The 22,521-nt window shown below is 62.0% G+C and carries 24 protein-coding genes and 1 riboswitch; of the genes, 13 read left to right on the plus strand and 11 right to left on the minus strand.

From position 1 onward, the window contains the following. Positions 1 to 36: 36 nt before the first annotated feature. From lptB to BM317_RS21925, 5 genes are read right to left on the minus strand one after another with little or no spacing between them, the layout of a single operon-like run. Positions 37 to 762, minus strand: coding sequence for an LPS export ABC transporter ATP-binding protein (lptB, locus tag BM317_RS21905; RefSeq protein ID WP_060739157.1), 726 nt, complete (start codon positions 760 to 762; stop codon positions 37 to 39). Then, complete coding sequence (gene lptA, locus BM317_RS21910; RefSeq protein ID WP_092171556.1) at positions 762 to 1,307, minus strand: lipopolysaccharide transport periplasmic protein LptA; 546 nt, start codon at positions 1,305 to 1,307, stop codon at positions 762 to 764. Before lptA ends, lptB begins: the two co-directional genes overlap by 1 nt. Then, positions 1,294 to 1,863, minus strand: a complete 570-nt coding sequence (lptC, locus tag BM317_RS21915) for an LPS export ABC transporter periplasmic protein LptC (protein ID WP_060739155.1) — start codon at positions 1,861 to 1,863, stop codon at positions 1,294 to 1,296. The genes lptA and lptC overlap by 14 nt, the downstream gene beginning before the upstream one ends. A 7-nt stretch (positions 1,864 to 1,870) precedes the next feature. Then, positions 1,871 to 2,395 carry a KdsC family phosphatase gene (locus BM317_RS21920; protein ID WP_092476189.1) on the minus strand — a complete coding sequence of 175 codons (525 nt, stop codon included), beginning with the start codon at positions 2,393 to 2,395 and terminating at the stop codon, positions 1,871 to 1,873. Beyond that, a complete protein-coding gene (locus BM317_RS21925; RefSeq protein ID WP_092333299.1) occupies positions 2,396 to 3,370 on the minus strand; it encodes a KpsF/GutQ family sugar-phosphate isomerase in 975 nt (324 codons plus the stop codon). A 273-nt stretch (positions 3,371 to 3,643) separates the two neighbouring features. Between BM317_RS21925 and BM317_RS21930 the strand changes: the two genes are divergently transcribed. The 10 genes from BM317_RS21930 (at position 3,644) to hisC (ending at position 11,618) form a co-directional block, all read left to right on the plus strand. Continuing rightward, the gene (locus tag BM317_RS21930) at positions 3,644 to 4,453 is read left to right on the plus strand and encodes an ATP-binding cassette domain-containing protein (protein ID WP_060739152.1); all 810 of its coding nucleotides are present in this window, start codon (positions 3,644 to 3,646) and stop codon (positions 4,451 to 4,453) included. Continuing rightward, entirely contained in the window at positions 4,453 to 5,250 is a 798-nt protein-coding gene (gene mlaE / locus BM317_RS21935) for a lipid asymmetry maintenance ABC transporter permease subunit MlaE (RefSeq protein WP_092171564.1), read from the plus strand. The genes BM317_RS21930 and mlaE overlap by 1 nt, the downstream gene beginning before the upstream one ends. Further along, positions 5,250 to 5,717 (plus strand): outer membrane lipid asymmetry maintenance protein MlaD, encoded by a 468-nt coding sequence (mlaD, locus tag BM317_RS21940; protein WP_003178020.1) that lies wholly within the window; start codon positions 5,250 to 5,252, stop codon positions 5,715 to 5,717. The genes mlaE and mlaD overlap by 1 nt, the downstream gene beginning before the upstream one ends. Before the next feature lie 11 nt (positions 5,718 to 5,728). Continuing rightward, positions 5,729 to 6,382 carry an MlaC/ttg2D family ABC transporter substrate-binding protein gene (locus BM317_RS21945; protein ID WP_060739150.1) on the plus strand — a complete coding sequence of 218 codons (654 nt, stop codon included), beginning with the start codon at positions 5,729 to 5,731 and terminating at the stop codon, positions 6,380 to 6,382. An 8-nt stretch (positions 6,383 to 6,390) separates the two neighbouring features. Next, positions 6,391 to 6,696, plus strand: coding sequence for an STAS domain-containing protein (locus BM317_RS21950; protein ID WP_092171733.1), 306 nt, complete (start codon positions 6,391 to 6,393; stop codon positions 6,694 to 6,696). 115 nt (positions 6,697 to 6,811) lie between these two features. Beyond that, the gene (locus BM317_RS21955; RefSeq protein WP_007953556.1) at positions 6,812 to 7,051 is read left to right on the plus strand and encodes a BolA family protein; all 240 of its coding nucleotides are present in this window, start codon (positions 6,812 to 6,814) and stop codon (positions 7,049 to 7,051) included. A gap of 22 nt (positions 7,052 to 7,073) precedes the next feature. Next, a complete protein-coding gene (gene murA / locus BM317_RS21960) occupies positions 7,074 to 8,339 on the plus strand; it encodes a UDP-N-acetylglucosamine 1-carboxyvinyltransferase (protein WP_018614024.1) in 1,266 nt (421 codons plus the stop codon). A 128-nt stretch (positions 8,340 to 8,467) separates the two neighbouring features. Continuing rightward, complete coding sequence (hisG, locus tag BM317_RS21965; protein WP_047228656.1) at positions 8,468 to 9,103, plus strand: ATP phosphoribosyltransferase; 636 nt, start codon at positions 8,468 to 8,470, stop codon at positions 9,101 to 9,103. Positions 9,104 to 9,226: 123 nt separating this feature from the next. Next, on the plus strand, positions 9,227 to 10,564 hold the full coding sequence (gene hisD, locus BM317_RS21970) for a histidinol dehydrogenase (RefSeq protein WP_092171569.1): 1,338 nt from the start codon (positions 9,227 to 9,229) through the stop codon (positions 10,562 to 10,564). 1 nt (position 10,565) lies between these two features. After that, complete coding sequence (hisC, locus tag BM317_RS21975) at positions 10,566 to 11,618, plus strand: histidinol-phosphate transaminase (protein WP_092171573.1); 1,053 nt, start codon at positions 10,566 to 10,568, stop codon at positions 11,616 to 11,618. Positions 11,619 to 11,770: 152 nt separating this feature from the next. Here hisC and BM317_RS21980 read toward each other — a convergent pair whose 3' ends face one another. Next, on the minus strand, positions 11,771 to 13,909 hold the full coding sequence (locus BM317_RS21980; protein ID WP_092476192.1) for a methyl-accepting chemotaxis protein: 2,139 nt from the start codon (positions 13,907 to 13,909) through the stop codon (positions 11,771 to 11,773). Between the two features lie 218 nt (positions 13,910 to 14,127). Between BM317_RS21980 and BM317_RS21985 the strand changes: the two genes are divergently transcribed. After that, on the plus strand, positions 14,128 to 14,943 hold the full coding sequence (locus tag BM317_RS21985) for a M48 family metallopeptidase (protein ID WP_072410894.1): 816 nt from the start codon (positions 14,128 to 14,130) through the stop codon (positions 14,941 to 14,943). Positions 14,944 to 15,052: 109 nt separating this feature from the next. Here the strand turns inward: BM317_RS21985 and BM317_RS21990 are convergent, their stop codons facing one another. The 3 genes from BM317_RS21990 to BM317_RS22000 form a co-directional block, all read right to left on the minus strand. Continuing rightward, a complete protein-coding gene (locus tag BM317_RS21990; RefSeq protein ID WP_072410896.1) occupies positions 15,053 to 15,637 on the minus strand; it encodes a TMEM165/GDT1 family protein in 585 nt (194 codons plus the stop codon). Positions 15,638 to 15,727: 90 nt separating this feature from the next. Next, a riboswitch (yybP-ykoY riboswitch) is annotated at positions 15,728 to 15,848 on the minus strand. Between the two features lie 49 nt (positions 15,849 to 15,897). Continuing rightward, positions 15,898 to 16,896, minus strand: coding sequence for a class I SAM-dependent methyltransferase (locus tag BM317_RS21995; RefSeq protein ID WP_060739144.1), 999 nt, complete (start codon positions 16,894 to 16,896; stop codon positions 15,898 to 15,900). A gap of 45 nt (positions 16,897 to 16,941) precedes the next feature. Beyond that, positions 16,942 to 17,907 (minus strand): 2-hydroxyacid dehydrogenase, encoded by a 966-nt coding sequence (locus BM317_RS22000; RefSeq protein WP_092476195.1) that lies wholly within the window; start codon positions 17,905 to 17,907, stop codon positions 16,942 to 16,944. 295 nt (positions 17,908 to 18,202) lie between these two features. Between BM317_RS22000 and BM317_RS22005 the strand changes: the two genes are divergently transcribed. Further along, entirely contained in the window at positions 18,203 to 18,832 is a 630-nt protein-coding gene (locus BM317_RS22005) for a LysE family translocator (RefSeq protein ID WP_092476198.1), read from the plus strand. Between the two features lie 46 nt (positions 18,833 to 18,878). Here BM317_RS22005 and BM317_RS22010 read toward each other — a convergent pair whose 3' ends face one another. Further along, the gene (locus tag BM317_RS22010) at positions 18,879 to 19,496 is read right to left on the minus strand and encodes a CatB-related O-acetyltransferase (RefSeq protein WP_092171593.1); all 618 of its coding nucleotides are present in this window, start codon (positions 19,494 to 19,496) and stop codon (positions 18,879 to 18,881) included. Then, positions 19,493 to 20,407, minus strand: a complete 915-nt coding sequence (locus BM317_RS22015) for a glycosyltransferase family 2 protein (protein ID WP_092171597.1) — start codon at positions 20,405 to 20,407, stop codon at positions 19,493 to 19,495. Before BM317_RS22015 ends, BM317_RS22010 begins: the two co-directional genes overlap by 4 nt. Before the next feature lie 269 nt (positions 20,408 to 20,676). Between BM317_RS22015 and BM317_RS22020 the strand changes: the two genes are divergently transcribed. Continuing rightward, positions 20,677 to 22,359, plus strand: a complete 1,683-nt coding sequence (locus BM317_RS22020; RefSeq protein WP_092171602.1) for a fatty acid--CoA ligase — start codon at positions 20,677 to 20,679, stop codon at positions 22,357 to 22,359. Positions 22,360 to 22,521: the final 162 nt, after the last annotated feature.

Below are 22,521 nucleotides of genomic sequence, written 5' to 3' on the forward strand. Positions count from 1 at the left end.
TAAACGACGCCCGGGCAATTCGCCATACACGTGTGCTTACAGGCGGAACTCATGGCCCAGGTACACTTCCTTGACCAGGTCGTTGGCCAGGATCGCGGCGGAGTCACCTTCGGCGATCAATTGGCCGTCATTGACAATGTAGGCGGTTTCGCAGATATCCAGGGTCTCGCGCACGTTGTGGTCGGTGATCAGTACGCCGATGCCCTTGGCCTTGAGGTGATGGATGATCTGCTTGATGTCGCCCACCGAGATCGGGTCCACGCCGGCGAACGGTTCGTCGAGCAGGATGAATTTCGGTGCGGTGGCCAGGGCGCGGGCAATTTCCACGCGGCGCCGTTCGCCGCCCGACAGGCTCATGCCCAGGTTGTCGCGAATGTGGTTGATGTGGAATTCCTGCAGCAGGCTTTCCAGCTCCTGGCGACGGCCGGCCTTGTCGAGCTCCTTGCGGGTCTCGAGGATCGCCATGATGTTGTCGGCAACCGACAGTTTGCGGAAGATCGACGCTTCTTGCGGCAAATAGCCGATCCCGGCCTTCGCCCGGCCGTGCATCGGCTGGTGGCTGACATCCAGGTCGTCGATCAGCACGCGACCCTGATCGGCCTGGACCAGGCCGACGATCATATAGAAGCAGGTGGTCTTGCCCGCGCCATTGGGGCCGAGCAGGCCGACGATCTGGCCGCTGTCGATGGACAGGCTGACATCACGCACGACTTGCCGGCCCTTGTAGCTCTTGGCCAAGTGCTGGGCTTTCAGAGTTGCCATTACTGGGCCTTCTGCTCGGTTTTCTTTTTAGGCTGGATCACCATATCGATCCGCGGACGCTGCTCGGTCACCTTGCTGCCGGTGGCGCGGCCGGCGCTGGCGAGTTTCTTGTTGGTGTCGTAGACGATTTTCTCGCCCTGGGTGACGTTGTTGTCCTTGTCGACGACCTTGGCGCGGTCGATCAGGACCACGCGATCCTGGGAGGCGTGGTATTGGATGGTCACCCCGTAGCCCTGTACTGGCTTGGTGTCGCCCGCAGTCTGCAGTTGCTCGAAATAGGCCAGGTTGCCCACCGAGGTCACCACGTCGATGTCGCCGGACTGGGTGCGGGTGATGGTCACGGTGTTGCCGGTGACCTTCATCGAGCCCTGGGTGATGATCACGTCACCTTTATAGGTGGCGACGCCATTCTTGTCGTCGAGTTGGGCGTCGTCGGCCTGGATGCGGATAGGTTGGTCGCGGTCGTTGGGAAGAGCCCAGGCGCTCGCGCTTCCCAGTGCTGCGCCCAGACTGAGCAAAATAGGGAGGGTTTTAGCGAGCTTCATACTGTCCTCTTACGTTCGATAGCAGGTGTATCCTGCTTTCCTTCAAATACGCCTTCATGCCCGTGCCGGTCGATACACCCCCGGCGCCGTCGATTCTAACGGGTTGCTCGGTCTGCGCATATTCTTGCTGTGGGAACACGGTCATGCGTGTGCTGGTGATGATGGTCGTGCGGTTTTTCTCGTCGGTTCGGGCGACGCGTACCGAGTCGATCAATTCCACTTCGGTGCCGCCGGAATTGACTTCGGCGTGCTCGCTCTGCACGTGCCACGGGAATTCGGTGCCGCGGAACATGTTCAGGTCCGGCTTGGTGACCAGCGTAATGTCAGTGGCCTTTACGTGGTCAACCTTGTCGGACGTCATCTCATATTGCACTTTGCCGTCGGGCAGGTACTGCAGGGTGTGGGTGTTGGTCGCGTACCAGTCGATCCGTTCCTCGACCTGGGCCGCAGGCTGGTCGAGAAAGCGTTCGGGGCTGATGTTCCAATAGCCCACCGCGGCGAAAATCGCCGCGATACAGGCAAACACCACAATGGTGCGAATCTTTTTGCTCAGCATAAATGGCTCACAGGTACGCGGCGTTGGCCGCTTCGAGGCGGCCCTGGGCGCGCAGGATCAGTTCACAGAATTCACGGACCGCACCTTCGCCGCCTCGCGCCGTGGTGATGCCGTGGGCATGCTCGCGGACAAAGCTGGCCGCGTTGGCGACCGCCATGCCCAGGCCGACCCGGCGAATCACCGGCAGGTCTGGCAGGTCGTCACCGAGGTAGGCCACCTGTTCATAGCTTAGGTTGAGTTGACCCAGAAGCTCGTCCAGCACCACCAGTTTGTCTTCGCGCCCCTGGTAAAGGTGCGGGATGCCGAGGTTCTTCGCACGCCGTTCGACCACCGGGGTCTTGCGGCCGCTGATGATAGCGGTCTGCACGCCGGCGGCCATCAACATCTTGATGCCTTGGCCGTCGAGGGTATTGAAGGTCTTGAATTCGCTGCCGTCTTCGAGGAAGTACAGGCGACCGTCGGTCAGCACGCCATCGACATCGAAGACGGCCAGCTTGATGGCTTTGCCGCGTTGCAACAGGTCTGTGTTCATTTACATGACTCCCGCACGCAGCAGATCGTGCATGTTCAGGGCGCCCACCGGACGGTCTTCGTCATCGACGACCACCAGGGCGCTGATCTTGTGGTCTTCCATGATTTTCAGGGCCTCGGCGGCGAGCATCTCGGCGCGGGCGGTCTTGCCGTGGGGGGTCATGACCTGTTCGATGGTCGCACTGTGGATGTCGATGGTGCGGTCCAGGGTGCGGCGCAGGTCGCCGTCGGTAAAGATCCCGGCGAGCTTGCCGTCGGCCTCCAGGACCACCGTCATGCCCAGCCCCTTGCGGGTCATTTCCATGAGCGCGTCCTTGAGCAGCGTGCCGCGCACAACCTGCGGCAGTTCCTGGCCGGCGTGCATCACGTTTTCGACTTTCAGCAGCAGGCGACGGCCGAGGGCGCCACCGGGATGGGAAAAGGCGAAATCTTCCGCGGTGAAGCCCCGGGCTTCCAGCAGCGCCACGGCCAGGGCATCGCCCATGACCAGTGCCGCGGTGGTGGAGGAGGTCGGTGCCAGGTTCAGCGGGCAGGCTTCGTGCTCGACATTGACATTGAGGTTCACTTCGGCGGCCTTGGCCAGCGGCGAGTCGGGGTTGCCGGTCACGCTGATCAACTGGATGCCCAGGCGCTTGATCAGCGGCAGCAGGGTGATGATCTCGTTGGTGGAGCCGGAGTTGGACAGGGCCAGGATGATGTCGTCCCGGGTGATCATGCCCATGTCGCCATGGCTGGCTTCGGCCGGGTGGACGAAAAAGGCCGTGGTGCCGGTGCTGGCGAGGGTGGCGGCGATCTTGTTGCCGATGTGCCCGGACTTGCCCATGCCGACCACGACCACGCGGCCCTTGCTGGCCAGAATCATCTCGCAGGCGCGTACGAAATCAGCGTCGATATGGGGCAACAAGCCTTGCACGGCTTCGAGCTCGAGGCGGATGGTACGTTGTGCCGATTGAATCAGGTCGCTGGATTGGCTCATGTCTGGAATCGTATAGCCCGATGAAAAGGCGGCGATTATAGCGGTAATGAACAATTCCCTCACGTAAGTTCGTCATGCTTTGTTCAAGGGGCCGCAACGTTTGACATAAAATGTGGCTTTTACCTTAAGCCAGGCTTAACGGGCGGGGCGTTGGCCTTGGGCGCTTGGCTGTTGCAGTGATATAGTTCGCCGCCGGTTCGCGTGCCCGGCGGTACCGGCGCTTGTCGGCTGCCCAGGGCATTCGAATGTGAGGCTGCATCGCAAGGAGTTTAGATGAGTGCCGACAACGCCTACGCGGTCGAGCTGAAGGGACTGTCCTTCAAGCGAGGGACGCGCAGCATTTTCAATGACATCGATATTCGCATACCACGGGGCAAGGTCACCGGCATCATGGGGCCCTCCGGGTGTGGCAAGACCACGCTGCTGCGGCTGATAGGCGCGCAGTTGCGTCCCAGCGCCGGCGAAGTCTGGGTCAATGGCCAGAATCTTCCCCAGTTGTCTCGCAGCGACCTGTTCGATGCACGCAAGCACATGGGCGTGCTGTTCCAGAGCGGCGCGCTGTTCACCGACCTCGATGTGTTCGAGAACGTGGCGTTTCCGCTGCGGGTCCATACCGACCTGCCGGAAGAAATGATCCGCGACATCGTCCTGCTCAAGTTGCAGGCCGTCGGGCTGCGCGGCGCCATCGACCTGATGCCGGACGAGCTGTCCGGCGGCATGAAGCGGCGGGTCGCGCTGGCGCGGGCGATTGCCCTCGATCCGAAGATCCTCATGTACGACGAACCCTTCGTCGGCCAGGACCCGATCGCCATGGGTGTACTCGTGCGCCTGATCCGCCTGCTCAACGATGCGCTGGGCATCACCAGTATCGTGGTCTCCCATGACCTGGCCGAAACCGCCAGCATTGCCGACTACATCTATGTGGTCGGCGATGGTCAGGTGCTGGGGCAGGGCACACCGCAGGAACTGGCGGATTCGGACAACCCGCGTATTCGCCAATTCATGAAGGGTGATCCGGACGGCCCGGTGGAATTCCATTTTCCGGCCACGGATTACCGTACCGATCTGCTGGGGAAGCGCTGATGCGCAAGAAGTCACTGTTGGAAAGAGTTCGTCTGTTTGGTCGCTCCGGCATCGATGTGGTGGCGGTGCTGGGCCGTTCCTCGCTGTTCCTGATGCACGCCCTGCTCGGTCGCAACGCGACAGGCGGCGGCTTTGGCCTGCTGGTCAAGCAGTTGCACTCGGTGGGCGTGATGTCCCTGGTGATCATCGTGGTCTCCGGGATCTTCATTGGCATGGTGTTGGCGCTGCAGGGCTTCAGCATTTTGTCCAGCTACGGTTCGGAGCAGGCGGTCGGGCAGATGGTCGCCCTGACGCTGCTGCGCGAGCTCGGCCCCGTGGTGACGGCGCTGCTGTTCGCCGGGCGGGCCGGTTCGGCGCTGACGGCTGAAATCGGTAACATGAAGTCCACCGAGCAACTGTCCAGCCTGGAAATGATCGGTGTCGACCCGCTCAAGTACATCATTGCCCCGCGCCTGTGGGCCGGCTTCATTTCCCTGCCGGTGCTGGCGATGATTTTCAGCGTCGTGGGGATCTGGGGCGGCTCCTGGGTGGCCGTCGACTGGCTGGGGGTCTATGAAGGTTCCTACTGGTCGAACATGCAAAACAGCGTCGACTTCCTCGACGATGTCCTCAATGGCGTGATCAAAAGTGCCGTGTTCGCGTTCGTCGTGACCTGGATCGCCGTGTTTCAAGGCTATGACTGTGACCCCACTTCAGAGGGGATCAGCCGTGCCACAACCAAGACCGTGGTGTACGCCTCGCTGGCGGTCCTGGGCCTTGACTTTATTCTGACCGCCTTGATGTTTGGAGATTTCTGATGCAAAACCGCACCCTGGAAATCGGTGTCGGCCTTTTCTTGCTGGCTGGCATCCTGGCTTTGCTGCTGCTGGCCTTGCGGGTCAGTGGACTGGCGCCGACGGCAAGCACCGATACTTATAAACTTTATGCCAACTTCGACAATATCGCCGGTTTGACGGTCAGAGCCAAGGTGACCATGGCCGGTGTGACCATCGGCAAGGTCACGGCAATCGATCTGAACCGCGAGGATTTCACCGGTCGGGTGACGCTGCAGCTGGAAAAGCGCGTGGACAACCTGCCGACTGACTCCACGGCATCTATCCTCACGGCCGGGCTGCTGGGCGAGAAATACATTGGCATCAGCGTGGGAGGAGAAGACACCGTGCTCAAGGACGGCGGGGTCATCCATGACACGCAGTCGTCCCTGGTGCTCGAGGACCTGATCGGTAAATTCCTGCTCAATACCGTTAGCAAAGACGCCAAATGAGGAGCTTTTGAATGATCTCTATCTTGCGACGTAGCCTGTTGGTGCTGCTCGCGGCGCTGCCGTTGATGGCCAACGCCGTGGCCGCGCCTTCGGCCCATGACATCATCCAGGACACGACCACCCGGTTGTTGGCGGACCTTGCCGCCAATAAAGAGAAGTACAAGCAAGACCCCAGCGCGTTCTATGATGCGCTGAACGGCATCGTCGGCCCTGTGGTGGACGCCGATGGCATCTCCAAGAGCATCATGACCGTCAAGTACTCGCGCAAGGCAACCCCGGCGCAGATGACCCGCTTCCAGGAGAACTTCAAGCGCAGCCTGATGCAGTTCTATGGCAACGCCTTGCTGGAATACAACAACCAGGGCATCACCGTTTCCCCGGCCAAGGACGAAAGCGGCACCCGCACCAGCGTCGACATGCAGGTCAAGGGCAACAACGGCGCGGTCTACCCTGTCTCCTACACGCTGGAGAAGATCAACAGCGAGTGGAAGGTGCGCAACGTGATCATCAATGGCATCAACATTGGCAAGCTGTTCCGCGATCAGTTCGCCGATGCGATGCAGCGCAATGGCAACGACCTGGACAAGACCATCGACGGTTGGGCCGGCGAAGTCGCCAAGGCCAAGGAAGTGACCGAAGAAGCCAAAGAGAAGCAGGAACAATGATCGAGTCGGTGAGTGAGTCGGCCGTTCGTCTGGGCGGCGCGGGTGAGCTGCTGCTCAGTGGCGTGCTGGACTACCGCACCGGCCCTGCCTTGCGCAAGCAGGGCCAGGCGCTGATCAAGTCCGTCGGTGCCGCCGAGGTGGTCATTGACTGCTCGGCGGTGCAGAAATCCAGCAGTGTCGGCTTGTCGCTGCTGCTGTGCTTCATGCGGGACGCCCAGGCGGCCGGCAAAACGTGGAGCATCCGTGGGATGCCCGAAGACATGCGCGAAATAGCCCAGGTCAGCGAGCTGACCGAGCTGTTGGCGCACTCCTGACCCACATTGTCGGAAAAGTCCCCCCGTCAGAGTCCTGCTTCGCGGGGTTCGCAGGCGCGGGGCTTTTTTGTATGATGTGCGACCCGCGCGCACAGGGCGCCGATTGAGGTTGAGCATGCAGGCTGTAGAAGTGAAGAGCTTCCTTGAAGGAAAGCTGCCTGGTACGCAGGTGGAAGTTGAAGGCGAAGGCTGCAACTTCCAGCTGAACGTGATCAGCGATGAACTGGCGGCATTGAGCCCAGTGAAGCGTCAGCAGAGCATCTATGCCCATTTGAACCCATGGATTGCCGATGGCAGCATCCACGCGGTCACGATGAAATTTTTCAGCAGCGCGGCCTGGGCCGAGCGCACCTGAGCCCAAGGGCCTCGAGATTCTTATGGATAAACTGATTATTACCGGCGGCGTTCGTCTTGATGGCGAAATCCGTATTTCCGGGGCAAAGAACTCCGCCCTGCCAATCCTGGCCGCAACCCTGCTGTGCGATGGTCCTGTGACCGTGGCCAACCTGCCGCACCTGCACGACATCACCACGATGATCGAGCTGTTCGGCCGCATGGGCATCGAGCCGGTGATCGACGAGAAGCTCAGCGTCGAGATCGACCCACGCACCATCAAGACCCTGATCGCCCCGTACGAACTGGTGAAGACCATGCGTGCGTCGATCCTGGTACTGGGCCCGATGGTCGCCCGTTTCGGTGAAGCCGAAGTCGCCTTGCCTGGCGGTTGCGCCATCGGCTCGCGTCCGGTGGACCTGCACATCCGCGGCCTGGAAGCCATGGGCGCGGTGATCGACGTCGAAGGCGGCTACATCAAGGCCAAGGCGCCGGAAGGCGGCTTGCGCGGCGCGCACTTCTTCTTCGATACCGTCAGCGTGACCGGTACCGAGAACATCATGATGGCCGCCGCACTGGCCAAGGGCCGCAGCGTGCTGCAGAACGCTGCCCGCGAGCCTGAAGTGGTCGACCTGGCGAACTTCCTGATCGCCATGGGTGCCAAGATCAGCGGTGCCGGCACTGACACCATCACCATCGATGGCGTCGAGCGCCTGCATTCGGCCACCTACAAGGTGATGCCGGATCGGATCGAAACCGGTACCTACCTGGTGGCCGCTGCCGTCACCGGTGGCCGCGTCAAGGTCAAGGACACCGATCCGACCATCCTCGAAGCCGTCCTGGAGAAACTCAAGGAAGCCGGTGCCGAAGTCACCTGCGGCGAAGACTGGATCGAAGTGAACATGCACGGCAAGCGCCCCAAGGCTGTCAACGTGCGGACCGCTCCATACCCGGCGTTCCCGACCGACATGCAGGCGCAGTTCATCTCCCTCAACGCCATTGCCGAAGGCACGGGCGCGGTCATCGAGACGATCTTCGAAAACCGTTTCATGCACGTCTACGAACTGCACCGCATGGGCGCCAAGATCCAGGTCGAAGGCAACACGGCCATCGTCACTGGCACCGAGAAGCTCAAGGGCGCGCCAGTCATGGCCACCGACCTGCGGGCTTCGGCCAGCCTGGTGATCTCGGCCCTGGTTGCCGAAGGCGATACCCTCATCGATCGCATCTACCACATAGACCGTGGTTATGAGTGCATCGAAGAGAAGCTGCAGATGCTTGGCGCCAAGATCCGCCGCGTACCGGGCTAGTTCTGGTTGCATGGATGCAGGGACGCATCCGTTGATTTCGTTTCATTCGAGGGTGGTTGCACCCTCGATGTATGTCCGGCGCCGCTTGCGACCGGGCATGAGTACCTTGATAAGGACTGACGTTTCCCATGTTGACCATCGCACTGTCCAAGGGCCGCATCCTTGACGACACCCTGCCGCTTCTGGCTGAAGCGGGCATCGTGCCGACCGAGAATCCGGACAAGAGCCGCAAGCTGATCATCCCCACGACCCAGGCCGACGTGCGCTTGCTGATCGTGCGTGCCACCGATGTGCCGACCTATGTGGAACATGGTGCCGCCGACCTGGGCGTTGCCGGCAAGGACGTGCTGATGGAATACGGCGGCCAGGGCCTGTACGAACCCCTGGACCTGCGGATCGCCCGTTGCAAGCTGATGACCGCCGGTAAAGTCGGCGCGCCGGAGCCCAAGGGGCGTTTGCGCGTGGCGACCAAGTTCGTCAACATTGCCAAGCGGTATTACGCCGAGCAGGGCCGTCAGGTCGACATCATCAAGCTGTACGGTTCGATGGAGCTGGCGCCGCTGATCGGCCTGGCGGACAAGATCATCGACGTGGTCGACACCGGCAACACCCTGCGGGCCAATGGTCTGGAGCCCCAGGATTTCATCGCCGACATCACCTCCCGGTTGATCGTCAACAAGGCGTCGATGAAAATGCAGCATGCTCGTATCCAGGCTTTGATCGATACCCTGCGCAAGGCAGTGGAATCGCGACACCGCGGCTGATTCACCTGCGCGACCTCGAGTCGCGCCCGTCTATCCGTGTCATAGCCAATTTTCTCAGGTGCCCACGCGAATGGACTGGTAGCTTAGGGCGCCTGAGCATTTGCCATTAATGAGGCCCTCGCTATGACCGCTCCCACTTCGATTCGCCGACTCAACGCTGCCGATCCGGATTTCGCACATCATCTGGATCATCTGCTGAGCTGGGAAAGCGTGTCTGACGACTCGGTCAATCAGCGGGTGCTGGACATCATCAAGGCTGTGCGCGAGCGTGGCGATGCCGCCCTGGTGGAATTCACCCAGAAATTCGACGGCCTGCAAGTGGCGTCCATGGCCGACCTGATCCTGCCGCGCGAGCGCCTGGAGCTGGCCCTGACCCGGATCACCGTGCCCCAGCGCGAAGCCTTGGAAAAAGCCGCGTCGCGGGTGCGTGATTATCACGAAAGGCAGAAACAGGATTCCTGGAGCTACACCGAAGCCGACGGCACGGTGCTGGGCCAGAAAGTCACGCCGCTGGATCGCGCCGGTCTTTACGTGCCGGGCGGCAAGGCGTCCTATCCGTCCTCGGTGCTGATGAACGCCATCCCGGCCAAGGTCGCCGGCGTGACTGAAGTGGTCATGGTCGTCCCGACCCCGCGGGGTGAAATCAACGAACTGGTGCTGGCCGCCGCCTGCATCGCCGGGGTGGACCGGGTGTTCACCATCGGCGGCGCCCAAGCCGTGGCTGCGCTGGCCTACGGTACCGAAAGCGTGCCACGGGTGGACAAGGTGGTCGGGCCGGGCAATATCTATGTCGCCACCGCCAAGCGTCACGTGTTTGGCCAGGTCGGTATCGACATGATCGCCGGCCCTTCGGAAATCCTCGTGGTGTGCGACGGCCAGACCGATCCGGACTGGATCGCCATGGATCTGTTTTCCCAGGCCGAGCACGACGAAGACGCCCAGGCGATCCTGGTCAGCCCGGACGCCGAGTTCCTCAACAAGGTCGCCGCCAGCATCGACAAGCTGCTGCCGACCATGGACCGCGCCGAGATCATCAACACCTCGATCAACGGCCGTGGGGCGCTGATCAAGGTCGATGACATGGCACAGGCCATCGAAGTCGCCAACCGCATCGCGCCGGAACACCTGGAGTTGTCGGTTGCCGATCCGCAAGCCTGGCTGCCACAGATCCGCCACGCTGGCGCGATCTTCATGGGCCGCCACACCAGCGAGGCGCTGGGCGATTATTGCGCGGGGCCCAACCACGTGTTGCCGACTTCCGGCACCGCCCGCTTTTCGTCGCCGCTGGGGGTGTATGACTTCCAGAAGCGCTCCTCGATCATCTTCTGCTCCGAGCAGGGTGCTTCCGAACTGGGCAAGACCGCCTCGGTGCTGGCCCGTGGCGAATCGCTGAGCGCCCACGCCCGCAGCGCCGAGTACCGCATTCTTGATGAGAACTCCGTAAAAGGGCAGGGGAACTGAAATGAGTAAATTCTGGAGCCCGTTCGTCAAGAACCTGGTGCCCTACGTGCCGGGCGAACAACCGAAGTTGACCCGCCTGGTCAAGCTCAACACCAACGAGAACCCCTACGGCCCATCGCCCAAGGCCTTGGCGGCGATGCAGACCGAACTGAACGACAACCTGCGCCTGTATCCGGACCCCAACAGTGACCTGCTCAAAGGCGCCGTGGCCCGCTACTACGGCGTGCAGAGCAACCAGGTGTTCCTGGGTAACGGCTCGGATGAAGTGCTGGCACACATCTTTCACGGCCTGTTGCAGCACGACCAGCCGTTGTTGTTCCCAGACATCAGCTACAGCTTCTATCCGGTGTATTGCGGGTTGTATGGCATCCAGTTCGAGGCAGTGCCGCTGGATGAACAATTCCGCATCGACCCGGCGGACTATGCCAAGCCGAACGGCGGGGTCATTTTCCCCAACCCGAACGCGCCGACTGGCTGCCTGCTGGCGCTGGACGCGGTCGAGCAGATCCTCAAGGCCAGCCCGGATTCGGTGGTGGTGGTCGACGAGGCCTACATCGACTTCGGCGGCGAGACGGCCATCAGCCTGGTGGATCGTTATCCGAACCTGCTGGTGACCCAGACATTGTCCAAGTCGCGCTCGCTGGCGGGGCTGCGGGTGGGCCTGGCGGTGGGGCATCCGGACTTGATCGAAGCGCTGGAACGGATCAAGAACAGCTTCAACTCCTATCCGCTGGATCGCCTGGCGAACGTCGGCGGCGCGGCGGCGTTCGATGATCGCGAGTATTTCGACCGGACTTGCCGGTTAGTCATCGAGCACCGTGAATGGGTCGTGGCCCAATTGGAAGCCAAGGGTTTTGAAGTGCTGCCCTCGGCGGCCAACTTCATCTTCGCCCGTCACCCCCGGCACGATGCGGCCGGGTTGGCGGCGAAACTGCGGAAACAGGGGGTGATCGTGCGGCACTTCAAGCAGGAACGGATTGCCCAGTTCCTGCGGATCAGCATCGGCACACCGGAGCAGAACCAGGCCCTGATCGAAGCCCTCGGCGAACTCTGAAACCCTGCATTGACCTTGTGGGAGCGAGCTCGCTCGCGAAGGCGTAGTGTCAGTCACTTCATGGTGGCTGAACTGACGCCATCGCGAGCAAGCTCGCTCCCACATTTGATCGCATTCCCCTGTGGGAGCTTGCTCGCGATGGGGGCCTCGGATCAGACCCTGAACTGATTGATCAACCGCCGCTGCTGTTCCGCCAGTTTGGTCAGTCCGGCGCTGGCCGCGCTGGACTCATCGGCACCGCTGGCCACTTCGTTCGCCACTTGTCCGATGTTGATCACGTTGCGGTTGATGTCGTCGGCCACGGCGCTTTGTTCCTCGGCGGCGCTGGCGATCTGGGTGTTCATGTCGTTGATCACCGACACGGCCTGGGTAATCGTTTCCAGGGCCTGGGCCGCTTTCGCCGCATGCTGCACGCTTTCATCGGTACGGTGCTGGCTGTCTTCCATCACCCGCACCACATCCCGGGTGCCTTGCTGCAGCTGCTGAATCATCGCCTGGATTTCTTCGGTCGCCTGCTGCGTCTTCTGCGCCAGGTTGCGCACTTCATCGGCGACCACCGCGAAACCACGGCCCTGCTCACCGGCCCGAGCCGCTTCGATGGCCGCGTTGAGGGCCAGCAGGTTGGTCTGCTCGGCGATCCCGCGGATGGCGGTGAGGATCGCGTTGATGTTCTCGCTGTCCTTGGCCAGGGTCTGCACCACGCCCACCGCCTTGCCGATTTCCACGGCCAGGGCGCCAATGGAGGTGGAGGTATCCCGGACGATCTGCATGCCCTGGCTGGCGGCCTGGTCCGCATGACTGGCGGCTTGGGCCGCCTGGGTCGCGTTGCGGGCCACGTCCTGGGCGGTGGCGGTCATTTCATGCACCGCAGTGGCGACCTGATCGATCTCGGACATTTGCTTGTGCACGCCCTGGTTGGTGCGGATCGCAATATCGGCCGTGTGCTCCGATGAATCGCTGACGCTCTGCACCGAGGTCACCACTTGGGTGATCATGCCCTGCAACTTGCTCAGGAAGGTGTTGAAGCCCCTGGCGATCGCCCCCAGCTCATCGGCGCGGTCGCTCACCAGGCGACGGGTCAGGTCGCCTTCGCCCTGGGCGATGTCATCGAGCATCGCCACCATTTGCTTGAGCGGCCGGGCAATGCCATGGCCCACCAGCCAGATCACCAGCAGACCGATGCCGGCAATCACCAGGCCCACCATCGCCATGCCGAAGATATCGGCCTGGCGCTGATGGTCGAGGTCTTGCTGCAAGGCTTGCAGGTCGGCCATGACCGCATTCAGCGGCAACTGCAGCATCAGCGTCCAGCGGGCGTTGGTCTCGCCGATGCCGAACGGCATGTACACCTCGATATGCCCGTGTTCTTCGTCGATGTCGTAGCGCACCTCGCCGATGCCCAGCTTGGCCAGGTTGTCCAATTCGCTGGCATCCAGCAGGTCGCTGGCCTTTTCCCCGAGTTTGCCCGGGTCCTTGGTGAAGGCCACCAGCCGGTTGTTGCTCGAGAGCAAGGCCATTTCCCCGGCGCCGTCGTACAACTTGCCATCGGCGGCCACCAGCATGTCCTGGATGAAGTTCACCGACAGGTCGGCGCCGACGATGCCCTGGAACTTGCCATCGATCATGATCGGTTCGATGAACGAGGCGAGCATGGTCATCGTGCTGCCGACGCGATAGGGCGCCGGGTCGATCACGCAGGCTTTCTTGCTGTCCTGGGAGCACAGGTAGTACTCACTGGCGCGGATGCCGGTGGAGAGCAGTTTCTGGTCGGTCACGTCGGCGAGTTTTTCCAGGCCCAGGGAGCCGTCCTGGTTGCGAAACCACCACGGCAGGAAACGCCCGCTGGTTTCCATGCCCACCACCGGGCTGTTTACATAGTTGGCGTCGTCGTGATCGATGGCATTCGGCTCCCAGGCGATGTAGGCGCCGAGGATCTTCGGGTTGCGCACCACGGTTTCCCGCAGCAGGCTGATCATCTGCTCGCGGGGCACCTTCAGTTGCGGGTTGCCGTCCGCGCCGTTGATGCCCATCAAGGCGTTCGTGGTGGCCAGGCCACTGGCGAGCAGCAGCGGAGCCTCCAATTCCCGCTGGATCAGGCTGGCCTGGGTGCGCGCCAGGGCGCTGAGGCGTTGTTCGATGAGTTGTTCGAACTGCGCCTTGGTGCGCTGTTGCACCATCTCCTGGGTGCGGGCGCCGGCAAACAGCGCGTACAGCACAAGGGCGGCAACCACACTGAGCACGATGGCGCCGGCCAGGGCGGCCACGGAAAACTGGATCGATTTGAATTTCATAAAGGCTCCGGACGCGGAAATGACGTCTGGGCTCTTTATCGGCGTTTCTGTGGCGCGGCATGAGGCGCTGTTCGTCGGGTGACTCTAATAGCTGTGTGGGTGTCGCAAATGGATAGGGTGGGATCTGTCCGAAAAAACGCTAATCCCTCGTTGTGTATCTGGCGCCGATACAAATCAAGGCCTAGGATACGCCCACGTTTCCAGGGAGCTTCTTTTTCATGAACAAGACATTGATGGTGAGTGCGCTGAGCGCGGCGCTGCTGCTCGCCGGTTGCCAGTCGGTCAACACCACCAGCGGCGGAGCCGTGGGTGTGGAGCGCAAGCAGTACATGTTCAGCATGCTGTCGACCGACCAGGTCAACCAGATGTACGCCCAGTCCTATCAAAAGACGATGGGCGAGGCCAAAGCCCAGGGGGCGCTGGACAAGACCAGCAACGATGCCAAGCGCATCCAGGTCATTGCCGATCGCTTGATTGCCCAGGCGCCGGTGTTCCGCCCGGATTCGGCCCAGTGGAACTGGGAAGTGAACCTGATCAAGAGCGATGAACTCAACGCCAATTGCGGCCCTGGCGGCAAGATCATGTTCTACACCGGCCTGATCGACCAGTTGAAGCTGACCGACGCTGAAATCGCCGCGATCATGGGCCACGAAATCGCCCACGCCCTGCGCGAGCACGGGCGCGAAGCGATGTCCAAGGCCTATGGCATCGAGATGGCCAAGCAGGGCGCCGGTGCCTTGTTCGGCCTTGGCCAGGACAGCCTGGCATTGGCCGACACCGTCGCCAACTACGGCATGACCTTGCCCAACAGCCGTGGCAACGAGAACGAGGCCGACCTGATCGGCCTCGAACTGGCCGCCCGTGCCGGCTACGACCCGAATGCGGCGATCACCTTGTGGAACAAGATGGCCAAGGCTTCCGAAGGCGCGCCGCCGGAATTCATGAGCACCCACCCGTCGTCGAGCAGTCGTATCGCTTCGTTGCAAGCGGCGATTCCGAAGGTGATGCCGCTGTATCAGCAGGCCAAGAAATAAGCATCGCCATGTGGTGAGGCTGTCGGCCTCATCGCGAGCAAGCTCGCTCCCACAATGATCTGCAGCCCCTGTGGGAGCGAGCTTGCTCGCGATGAACGATGACGCGGTATCAAACCCACCCACTACTCTGCATCGCCTTGTACACCGCCACGATCGCCAGGACGAAGAACGCCGAGGCGGCCAGGCGGCGGATCAGGGTCAGGGGCAGCTTCTCGGCGGCGAAATTGCCCGCCAGGACCACCGGCACGTTGGCAATCAACATGCCCACGGTGGTGCCGATGATCACCAGCCACAGCTCCGGGTATTGCGCGGCGAGCATCACCGTGGCGATCTGGGTCTTGTCGCCGATTTCCGCCAGGAAGAACGCAATCAGTGTGGTCAGGAACGGTCCGAACCGGCGGGCCGTGTTGGCTTCTTCGTCGTCCAGTTTGTCCGGGACCAGGGTCCACAGTGCCGTGGCCGTGAAGCTGGCCGCCAATATCCAGTGCAGGACCGCGTTGGAGAAAAAGCCGCTGACCCAGGCGCCGACCGCGCCGGCTGCCGCATGGTTGGCCAGGGTCGCGGCGACGATGCCGGCGATGATCGGCCAGGGTTTGCGAAAGCGAGCCGCCAGGATGAGCGCGAGCAATTGCGTCTTGTCGCCGATTTCGGCCAGCGCAACGATCGCCGTAGGTACGAGGAGTGAGTCCAGCATCAGGGATTTCCTAAAGGGGCGGGTCGACACGGCTATGACACGTACAGCCTTCCCGCCCCGGGTAAGGTGTGCGTGTCATAGGTCTTGTCAAACCCAGCGACCATCTGCGTGGACGCTTGGGCCGCATACGCCATGGTCTGCTGACCAAGTATGTTGACGTATGCCGGGCGAGCATGGCGCTCGCGGGAGACTACTCCCCTAGGACGGAGCGGATTCTGCCTAGGCAAACCCGATTGAGCAAGTACTGTTTCCTAAAAAATTCAACCGCGCTTGGCCCGGTAGATGCGAAAGCCCTGGCCTTCGGCCTTGATCGCGCAGACGCCCAAATGCTCCTCTATCAGCGGCTGGTACTTGAGGAAACTATTGGCAACCAGCCGAAGTTCACCACCGTTTTTCAGATGTTTGGCTGCTTTTCGCAGCAGGTTTTCCGTGGCGTGGTAATCGGTGTGCACGCCGACATGGAACGGCGGGTTGCTCAGGATCGCGCTCAAACCCATCGGTGCGGCGTCGATGCCATCACCGGTCAGCACTTCGGCTTCCAGGCCATTGGCGGCCAGGGTCAGGCGACTGCTGGCGGCAGCAAATGCATCCACGTCCAACAGGGTGACGGTGTTGTGCGGATAGCGCCGCTTGACCGCCGCCCCCAGCACCCCGGCGCCGCAGCCGAAGTCGAGCAAATGCCCGCTGGGCAGTTTATCCAGGTGTTCCAACAGCAGCGCACTGCCGCGGTCCAGGCGACCGTGGCTGAACACCCCCGGCAGGCTGATGACCTTCAGCGGGCCTTCGGCCAGGGGCAGTTCGTAGGTCTGGGCCAGGCTTTCCAGGGGCTTGGCCTCGGGCGCGTTGGCGACAGTGACCTGCCACAGTTGGCAGTGCCGGGCGCTGTCGAGCTTGCGCGGCTTGCCAAACGGGTTGAGCTGCTTGGATGCGCCTTCGATGCCGCTGCGTTTTTCCCCCACCAGGTACACCTCGCGCCCGGCCAGGCGCGCCGCCACGGCATTGAGGAGGTAGTCGGTCAGGTCCTTGGCCTTGGGCAGGAACACCACGGCGGTGTCGAACGCACGCTCGGGCACGGTCACGCCAAAGTGGCTGCGCTCGGGAAAACGAGCGTCCAGCGCCGCCTGATCGCCGGCATGCCAGCACCAGCCATGGGCTTCTGGCAAACGGCCGAGCAAATCGTCGGCGGGCAGGCCGGCCAACAACACCGAACCCTGGAATAACTCGGCCTGACGAAGCAGTACTTCACTGCGCGGATCCATGGTCTGCTCCTTGATAAAGCGGGTAAAAAAAAGTGCGGCAGTTTATCAACTGACGACACGCCGCGCTGTACCGCTGAAAAAGCCCTGGGCGTTTTCGCTCATTTGGCCGACGATCCGCTGCCGCGCTTCGCGGCTGCCCCAGGCGTTGTGTGGGGTGACGATCAACCGTGGGATATCGCCGGCCAGCAGCGGGTTGCCTTGGGTCGGTGGCTCCACGCTGAGCACGTCGGTGGCGGCGCCTCCCAGGTGACCGCTGCGCAGTGCCTCGGCCAGGGCCTGTTCGTCGATCAATCCACCACGGGCGGTATTGACCACGAATGCGCCGGGCTTGAGCAGCGCCAGTTCGCGGGCGCCGATGAAGTTCCGGGTGTGCTCGTTGAGCGGGCAGTGCAGGGTCAGGGCATCGACTTGCGGCAACAACTGCTCCAGCGGCAAGCGGTCGGGCCGGGCCGGGCGCCCCGGGGCCTGCCCCAGCAGCACGCGCATGCCAAAGGCTTCGGCCAGCCGCCCGACGGCGCTGCCCAACTCGCCATGGCCGAGCAAACCCAGGGTCTTGCCTTGCAGCTCGACAATCGGATAGTCCAGCAGGCAGAACTGCGAAGCCTGCTGCCAGCGACCTTCCCCCACCGCTTTTTGATAATCGGCCAGGCGCGTCGCCAGGTTCAGCAACAGCATGAGGGTGTGCTGGGCCACCGACGGCGTGCCGTAGCCCTGGCAATTGCACACCGTGATGCCGTGGTGGCGGGCGGCCGCCAGGTCGACATTGTTGGTACCCGTGGCACTGATCAGGATCAGCTTCAGTTCAGGGCTGGCCGCCATGGCCTGGGCATCGATCACGATTTTGTTGGTGATTGCCACAGTGGCGCCCTTGAGCCGCTCGATGACCTGGTCCGGCGAGGTCCGGGCGAACAGTTGCAGTTCGCCGAAGCAACTGCGCAACGGGCTCAGGTCCAGGTCGCCGAGGTCCAGGGAGGGGTGGTCGAGGAAAACGGCGCGGGCGGTGTTCGTCATCAGCTGTACCTTTTATGTCAAGAACCGAAGGCGTAATGTGGCGAGCCTATCAGATGGTTTGTTGCTTTGGTCTGGCGCGATATTGGGGATCATGGGGAACCCTGTGGCGAGGGGATTTATCCCCGCTGGACTGCGAAACAGTCCCAAAAGCCCTGGAAATGATTTTTGCCTGACACACCGAGTGTTCAAGTATCAGGGCTGCTTCGCGGCCCAGCGGGGATAAATCCCCTCGCCACATGTCCACTCTCCAAAAAGTTGATGTTCGTTTCGAGATTGAGTTAGCCAAGGAGCCCCTATGTACCTCACCGAATTCCTCACCGTCGCCCTGATCCACCTGCTGGCTGTTGCCAGTCCCGGGCCGGATTTTGCCGTGGTGGTGCGCGAAAGCGTGACCCATGGCCGACGCGCCGGGACCTGGACGGCGCTGGGCGTCGGCACGGCGATTTTCCTGCACGTGGGCTATTCGTTGCTGGGCATCGGCCTGATCGTGTCGCAATCGATCGTGCTGTTCAACGCGCTGAAGTGGGCCGCTGCCGCGTACCTGCTGTACATCGGCTTCAAGGCACTGCGGGCGCAACCGGCCAAGCCGGCCGAGGAAAACCTGCGCAAGGAAGTCGGTGAGCGGACTGCCCGTGGCGCATTCATTTCGGGCTTCGTCACCAACGGCCTGAACCCCAAGGCGACGCTGTTTTTCCTGTCGCTGTTCACTGTGGTGATCAACCCGCATACGCCGTTGGCGATCCAGGCCGGTTACGGCGTGTACCTGGCGGTGGCGACGGCCGTCTGGTTCTGCCTGGTGGCGCTGTTGTTCAGCCAGCAACGGGTGCGCGCCGGTTTCGCGCGCATGGGCCACTGGTTCGACCGGACCATGGGCGCGGTGCTCGTTGCCATCGGCGTGAAGCTGGCGTTTACCGAGGCGCACTGACCGTTGCGCGCTGTCCTTTGATCGCTTCCACGCGCAGGTGGGGCGATCAATGCCGCTGGCGGGCGTAATCCAGAAAAGCGTCGATGTTGTCACTGCACAGCAGGGGTGACACCGCCTTGACCTCTTCCATCGGCCATTCCCACCAGGCCGACTCCAGCAGGGCCTGACGCACCGGCTCCTCGAAGCGCCAGCGAATGAACCGGCACGGGTTGCCGCCCACCATGGCGTAAGGCTCGACATCGCGCGTCACCACCGCGCCGGCGGCGACCACGGCGCCATGGCCGATGGTTACGCCCGACAGGATCATCGCGTCAGCGCAGATCCAGCAGTCGCTGCCAATCACCACGTCGCCCTTGGTCGGGTTGCTGCCGGGAATGTGCCGGGCTTCATCGATCATCAGTGGGAATGGAAACGTGCTGACCCAGTCGGTGCGATGCCCACCGCCCAGCAGGATTTTCACCCCTTCGGCGATCGACGTATAGGAACCGACCTTGAGGACCGTGTCGTCGCCGAACTCCATCACCTCGGGAATGCCATACGTGCCCACCCCGACCTGGTATTTCGGATAGCGCAGACGGATTTTTTCCGGTGAGCGTTCGAGTTTTTCCAGGCGCTTGAGGTGCTTTCGGTCCTTTCGTTCCTTGAGTTTCTGCAAAAACTTCATGATTGGAACCTTGTCATCGGCCATCGCAAGACCAGTCGCTTGAAGCGCTTGAAACTGGTTTTGTTCCAGTGACGCCAGGGGATGCTGCGCAACAGCTGCCAGGCTTCTTTCCGGTCTTCGACCACGGCGTACTTCAGCGCTTTGTGCACCAGCACCGTACGGGCCGACTCGTAGGCGGGGTGATCCCGATAGGGCTCGATGGCCTGCAGGTCCGTCTTGAGCATCAAGCGGTATTTCCTCGACAGGTTATTGGGGTGGCGGCGATAGCGCGTGACGCAGATCGGTAGTTCATGGATTTCATAGCCCTGGCGGGCGATCCGCAGGGTGATCTGGAAATCCTGGACCCTTAGCTGCGGATCATAAAAACCGGCGTCCCGCAGGGCGCTCATGCGATACAGGGCCGTGGGCGCGCCGATGACCGCGGCGTTGCGCAGCAGGTCATCGAAGGTATGCACCTGAATGTGGTCGCGTTGCTGTTCCTTGATGGTCCGGCCATCGCTGTCCATGTAGATGATCAGCGCGCCGACACAGCCCACCTGCGGGTGTTCGTCCAGGTATCGGGCGCGGACCCCGATCGAATGGGGCAACATCACATCGTCAAGGTCCGGGGTGGCGACATACGTGCCCTTGGCATACTTCAGCCCGTGGTTGAGTGCCGCGCTCACGCCCTGGTTCTCTTGGGAGTAGAGCTGGAAATCGTAGGTCTGCTGCAACTGCCGGAGCATGGCCAGGCTGTCGTCGGTGGAGCCGTCGTCGACCACGATGACCTCAACGTTCCGGTAATCCTGGGCAAAGAGGCTGTGGATCGCTTCTTCCAAGTACTTCCCGGCGTTGTAGCAAGGGGCCACGATCGACACAAGCGGCGCACCTTGAGGCGCGGTGGCCTGGGAAGAGGTCAGTTCGGTGTTCATTATTTTCTGTCAAAAAGTGGTGGCATGCTGGAGACCTGCCAGGGCATTTCCCCGCAGGCTTTTGTAACAGGCGTGACACCTATGCTCGCTGTTGGATCCCGATCTGACAAGGTTTGGTTGCACAATGCTTGCGAAACCTGGGGGTGAGGTGGCTCTAGGCTAGTATTTGCGCGCGGATCAAATCATTCCTTTGGCTGATTTGATCCGTGTATAAGCGCTCTAGAGTGCTTGCTTCCAGCCAAGACCGTGCAGTCAGAAAAGGGACTCTTATGTTGCAGACTCGCGTTATTCCTCCCGCCGAAGGCGCCTATCAATACCCGCTGCTGATCAAGCGGCTGCTGATGTCCGGCACGCGTTACGAGAAAACCCGCGAGATCATCTACCGTGACCAGTTGCGCTACAGCTATCCGACGCTGATCGAACGGGTCGCGCGCCTGGCCAACGTGTTGACCGAGGCGGGGGTCAAGGCCGGCGATACCGTGGCGGTGATGGACTGGGACAGCCATCGCTACCTGGAATGCATGTTCGCGATCCCGATGATCGGCGCGGTGATCCACACCATCAACGTGCGCCTGTCACCGGAGCAGATCGTCTACACCATGAACCACGCCGAGGACCGCTTCGTGCTGGTCAACAGCGAGTTCGTCGGCTTGTACCAGGCGATAGCCGGGCACCTGACCACGGTGGACAAGACCCTGCTGCTGACCGACCTGCCGGAAAAAACCGCCGACCTGCCGAACCTGGTGGGTGAGTACGAGCAATTGCTGGCCGCCGCGGCGCCCACCTACGACTTCCAGGATTTCGACGAAAACTCCGTCGCCACCACGTTCTACACCACTGGCACCACGGGCAACCCCAAGGGCGTGTACTTCACCCATCGGCAACTGGTGCTGCACACCATGGGCGTGGCGACCATCATGGGGGCCATCGACAGCGTGCGGCTGCTGGGCACCAACGACGTGTACATGCCGATCACGCCAATGTTCCACGTCCACGCCTGGGGCCTGCCCTACGTGGCGACCATGCTCGGGCTCAAGCAGGTCTACCCGGGGCGCTACGACCCCGAATTCCTGGTTCGGCTGTGGCGCAAGGAAAAGGTCACCTTTTCCCATTGCGTGCCAACCATCCTGCAAATGGTCCTCAATGCCAAGGGCGCCCAGGACACCGACTTCGGCGGCTGGAAGATCGTCATCGGCGGCAGCGCCCTGAATCGCAGCCTGTACGAAGCGGCCAAGGCACGGGGCATCCAGCTCACTGCCGCCTACGGCATGTCGGAAACCGGCCCGCTGGTGTCCTGTGCCCACCTCAACGACGAATTGATGGCCGGCAGCGAGGACGAGCGCACCACCTACCGGATCAAGGCCGGCGTGCCGGGGCCGCTGGTGGAGGCGGCGATTGTCGACGCCGAGGGACGGTTCCTGCCCGCCGATGGCGAGACCCAGGGCGAACTGGTGCTGCGCGCGCCGTGGCTCACCGAAGGCTATTTCAACGAGCCGCAGAAGGGCGCCGAGCTCTGGGCCGGCGGCTGGCTGCACACCGGCGACGTTGCCACGCTGGACAACATGGGCTTCATCGACATCCGCGACCGCATCAAGGACGTGATCAAGACCGGTGGCGAATGGATCTCCTCCCTGGACCTGGAAGACCTCATCAGCCGTCATGCGGGGGTACGCGAAGTAGCAGTGGTCGGCATTCCCGATCCGCAGTGGGGCGAGCGGCCGTTTGCCTTGCTGGTGGTTCGAGAAGGGCATGAGATCGGGGCTCGCGAACTCAAGGAGCACCTCAAGCCGTTCGTCGAGCTGGGGCATTTGAGCAAGTGGGCGATCCCGAGCCAGATCGCCCTTGTTACGGAAATTCCCAAGACCAGCGTCGGCAAGCTCGACAAGAAGCGTATCCGCATCGACATCACCGAATGGCAGAGCAACAACAGCACCTTCCTGTCCACGCTTTAGGCCTTTTTGCCGTGCCCGAAAGGGCACGGCAGCCCCACCAAGCAAGCGCTTGCCTTGTCAAACCGCAAATTTCAGCCATCCTTGCCGTGCCGACATCTGTCGGCCTGGCGAAAGGACTGTTCCAGAGTGGTCGCGGGCTGCAAATCACACTTTAGAGGGATC

The sequence above is a fragment of the Pseudomonas sp. NFACC24-1 genome (genome assembly GCF_900115235.1).
GTDB classification, from domain to species: Bacteria; Pseudomonadota; Gammaproteobacteria; order Pseudomonadales; family Pseudomonadaceae; genus Aquipseudomonas; species Aquipseudomonas fluorescens_AA.

Coding starts and splice junctions, on each gene's coding strand:
- lptB (WP_060739157.1), bottom strand. CDS start 762: ATGGCAACTCTGAAAGCCCAGCACTTGGCCAAGAGCTACAAGGGCCGG.
- lptA (WP_092171556.1), bottom strand. CDS start 1,307: ATGAAGCTCGCTAAAACCCTCCCTATTTTGCTCAGTCTGGGCGCAGCA.
- lptC (WP_060739155.1), bottom strand. CDS start 1,863: ATGCTGAGCAAAAAGATTCGCACCATTGTGGTGTTTGCCTGTATCGCG.
- BM317_RS21920 (WP_092476189.1), bottom strand. CDS start 2,395: ATGAACACAGACCTGTTGCAACGCGGCAAAGCCATCAAGCTGGCCGTC.
- BM317_RS21925 (WP_092333299.1), bottom strand. CDS start 3,370: ATGAGCCAATCCAGCGACCTGATTCAATCGGCACAACGTACCATCCGC.
- BM317_RS21930 (WP_060739152.1), top strand. CDS start 3,644: ATGAGTGCCGACAACGCCTACGCGGTCGAGCTGAAGGGACTGTCCTTC.
- mlaE (WP_092171564.1), top strand. CDS start 4,453: ATGCGCAAGAAGTCACTGTTGGAAAGAGTTCGTCTGTTTGGTCGCTCC.
- mlaD (WP_003178020.1), top strand. CDS start 5,250: ATGCAAAACCGCACCCTGGAAATCGGTGTCGGCCTTTTCTTGCTGGCT.
- BM317_RS21945 (WP_060739150.1), top strand. CDS start 5,729: ATGATCTCTATCTTGCGACGTAGCCTGTTGGTGCTGCTCGCGGCGCTG.
- BM317_RS21955 (WP_007953556.1), top strand. CDS start 6,812: ATGCAGGCTGTAGAAGTGAAGAGCTTCCTTGAAGGAAAGCTGCCTGGT.
- murA (WP_018614024.1), top strand. CDS start 7,074: ATGGATAAACTGATTATTACCGGCGGCGTTCGTCTTGATGGCGAAATC.
- hisG (WP_047228656.1), top strand. CDS start 8,468: ATGTTGACCATCGCACTGTCCAAGGGCCGCATCCTTGACGACACCCTG.
- hisD (WP_092171569.1), top strand. CDS start 9,227: ATGACCGCTCCCACTTCGATTCGCCGACTCAACGCTGCCGATCCGGAT.
- hisC (WP_092171573.1), top strand. CDS start 10,566: ATGAGTAAATTCTGGAGCCCGTTCGTCAAGAACCTGGTGCCCTACGTG.
- BM317_RS21980 (WP_092476192.1), bottom strand. CDS start 13,909: ATGAAATTCAAATCGATCCAGTTTTCCGTGGCCGCCCTGGCCGGCGCC.
- BM317_RS21985 (WP_072410894.1), top strand. CDS start 14,128: ATGAACAAGACATTGATGGTGAGTGCGCTGAGCGCGGCGCTGCTGCTC.
- BM317_RS21990 (WP_072410896.1), bottom strand. CDS start 15,637: ATGCTGGACTCACTCCTCGTACCTACGGCGATCGTTGCGCTGGCCGAA.
- BM317_RS21995 (WP_060739144.1), bottom strand. CDS start 16,896: ATGGATCCGCGCAGTGAAGTACTGCTTCGTCAGGCCGAGTTATTCCAG.
- BM317_RS22000 (WP_092476195.1), bottom strand. CDS start 17,907: ATGACGAACACCGCCCGCGCCGTTTTCCTCGACCACCCCTCCCTGGAC.
- BM317_RS22005 (WP_092476198.1), top strand. CDS start 18,203: ATGTACCTCACCGAATTCCTCACCGTCGCCCTGATCCACCTGCTGGCT.
- BM317_RS22010 (WP_092171593.1), bottom strand. CDS start 19,496: ATGAAGTTTTTGCAGAAACTCAAGGAACGAAAGGACCGAAAGCACCTC.
- BM317_RS22015 (WP_092171597.1), bottom strand. CDS start 20,407: ATGAACACCGAACTGACCTCTTCCCAGGCCACCGCGCCTCAAGGTGCG.
- BM317_RS22020 (WP_092171602.1), top strand. CDS start 20,677: ATGTTGCAGACTCGCGTTATTCCTCCCGCCGAAGGCGCCTATCAATAC.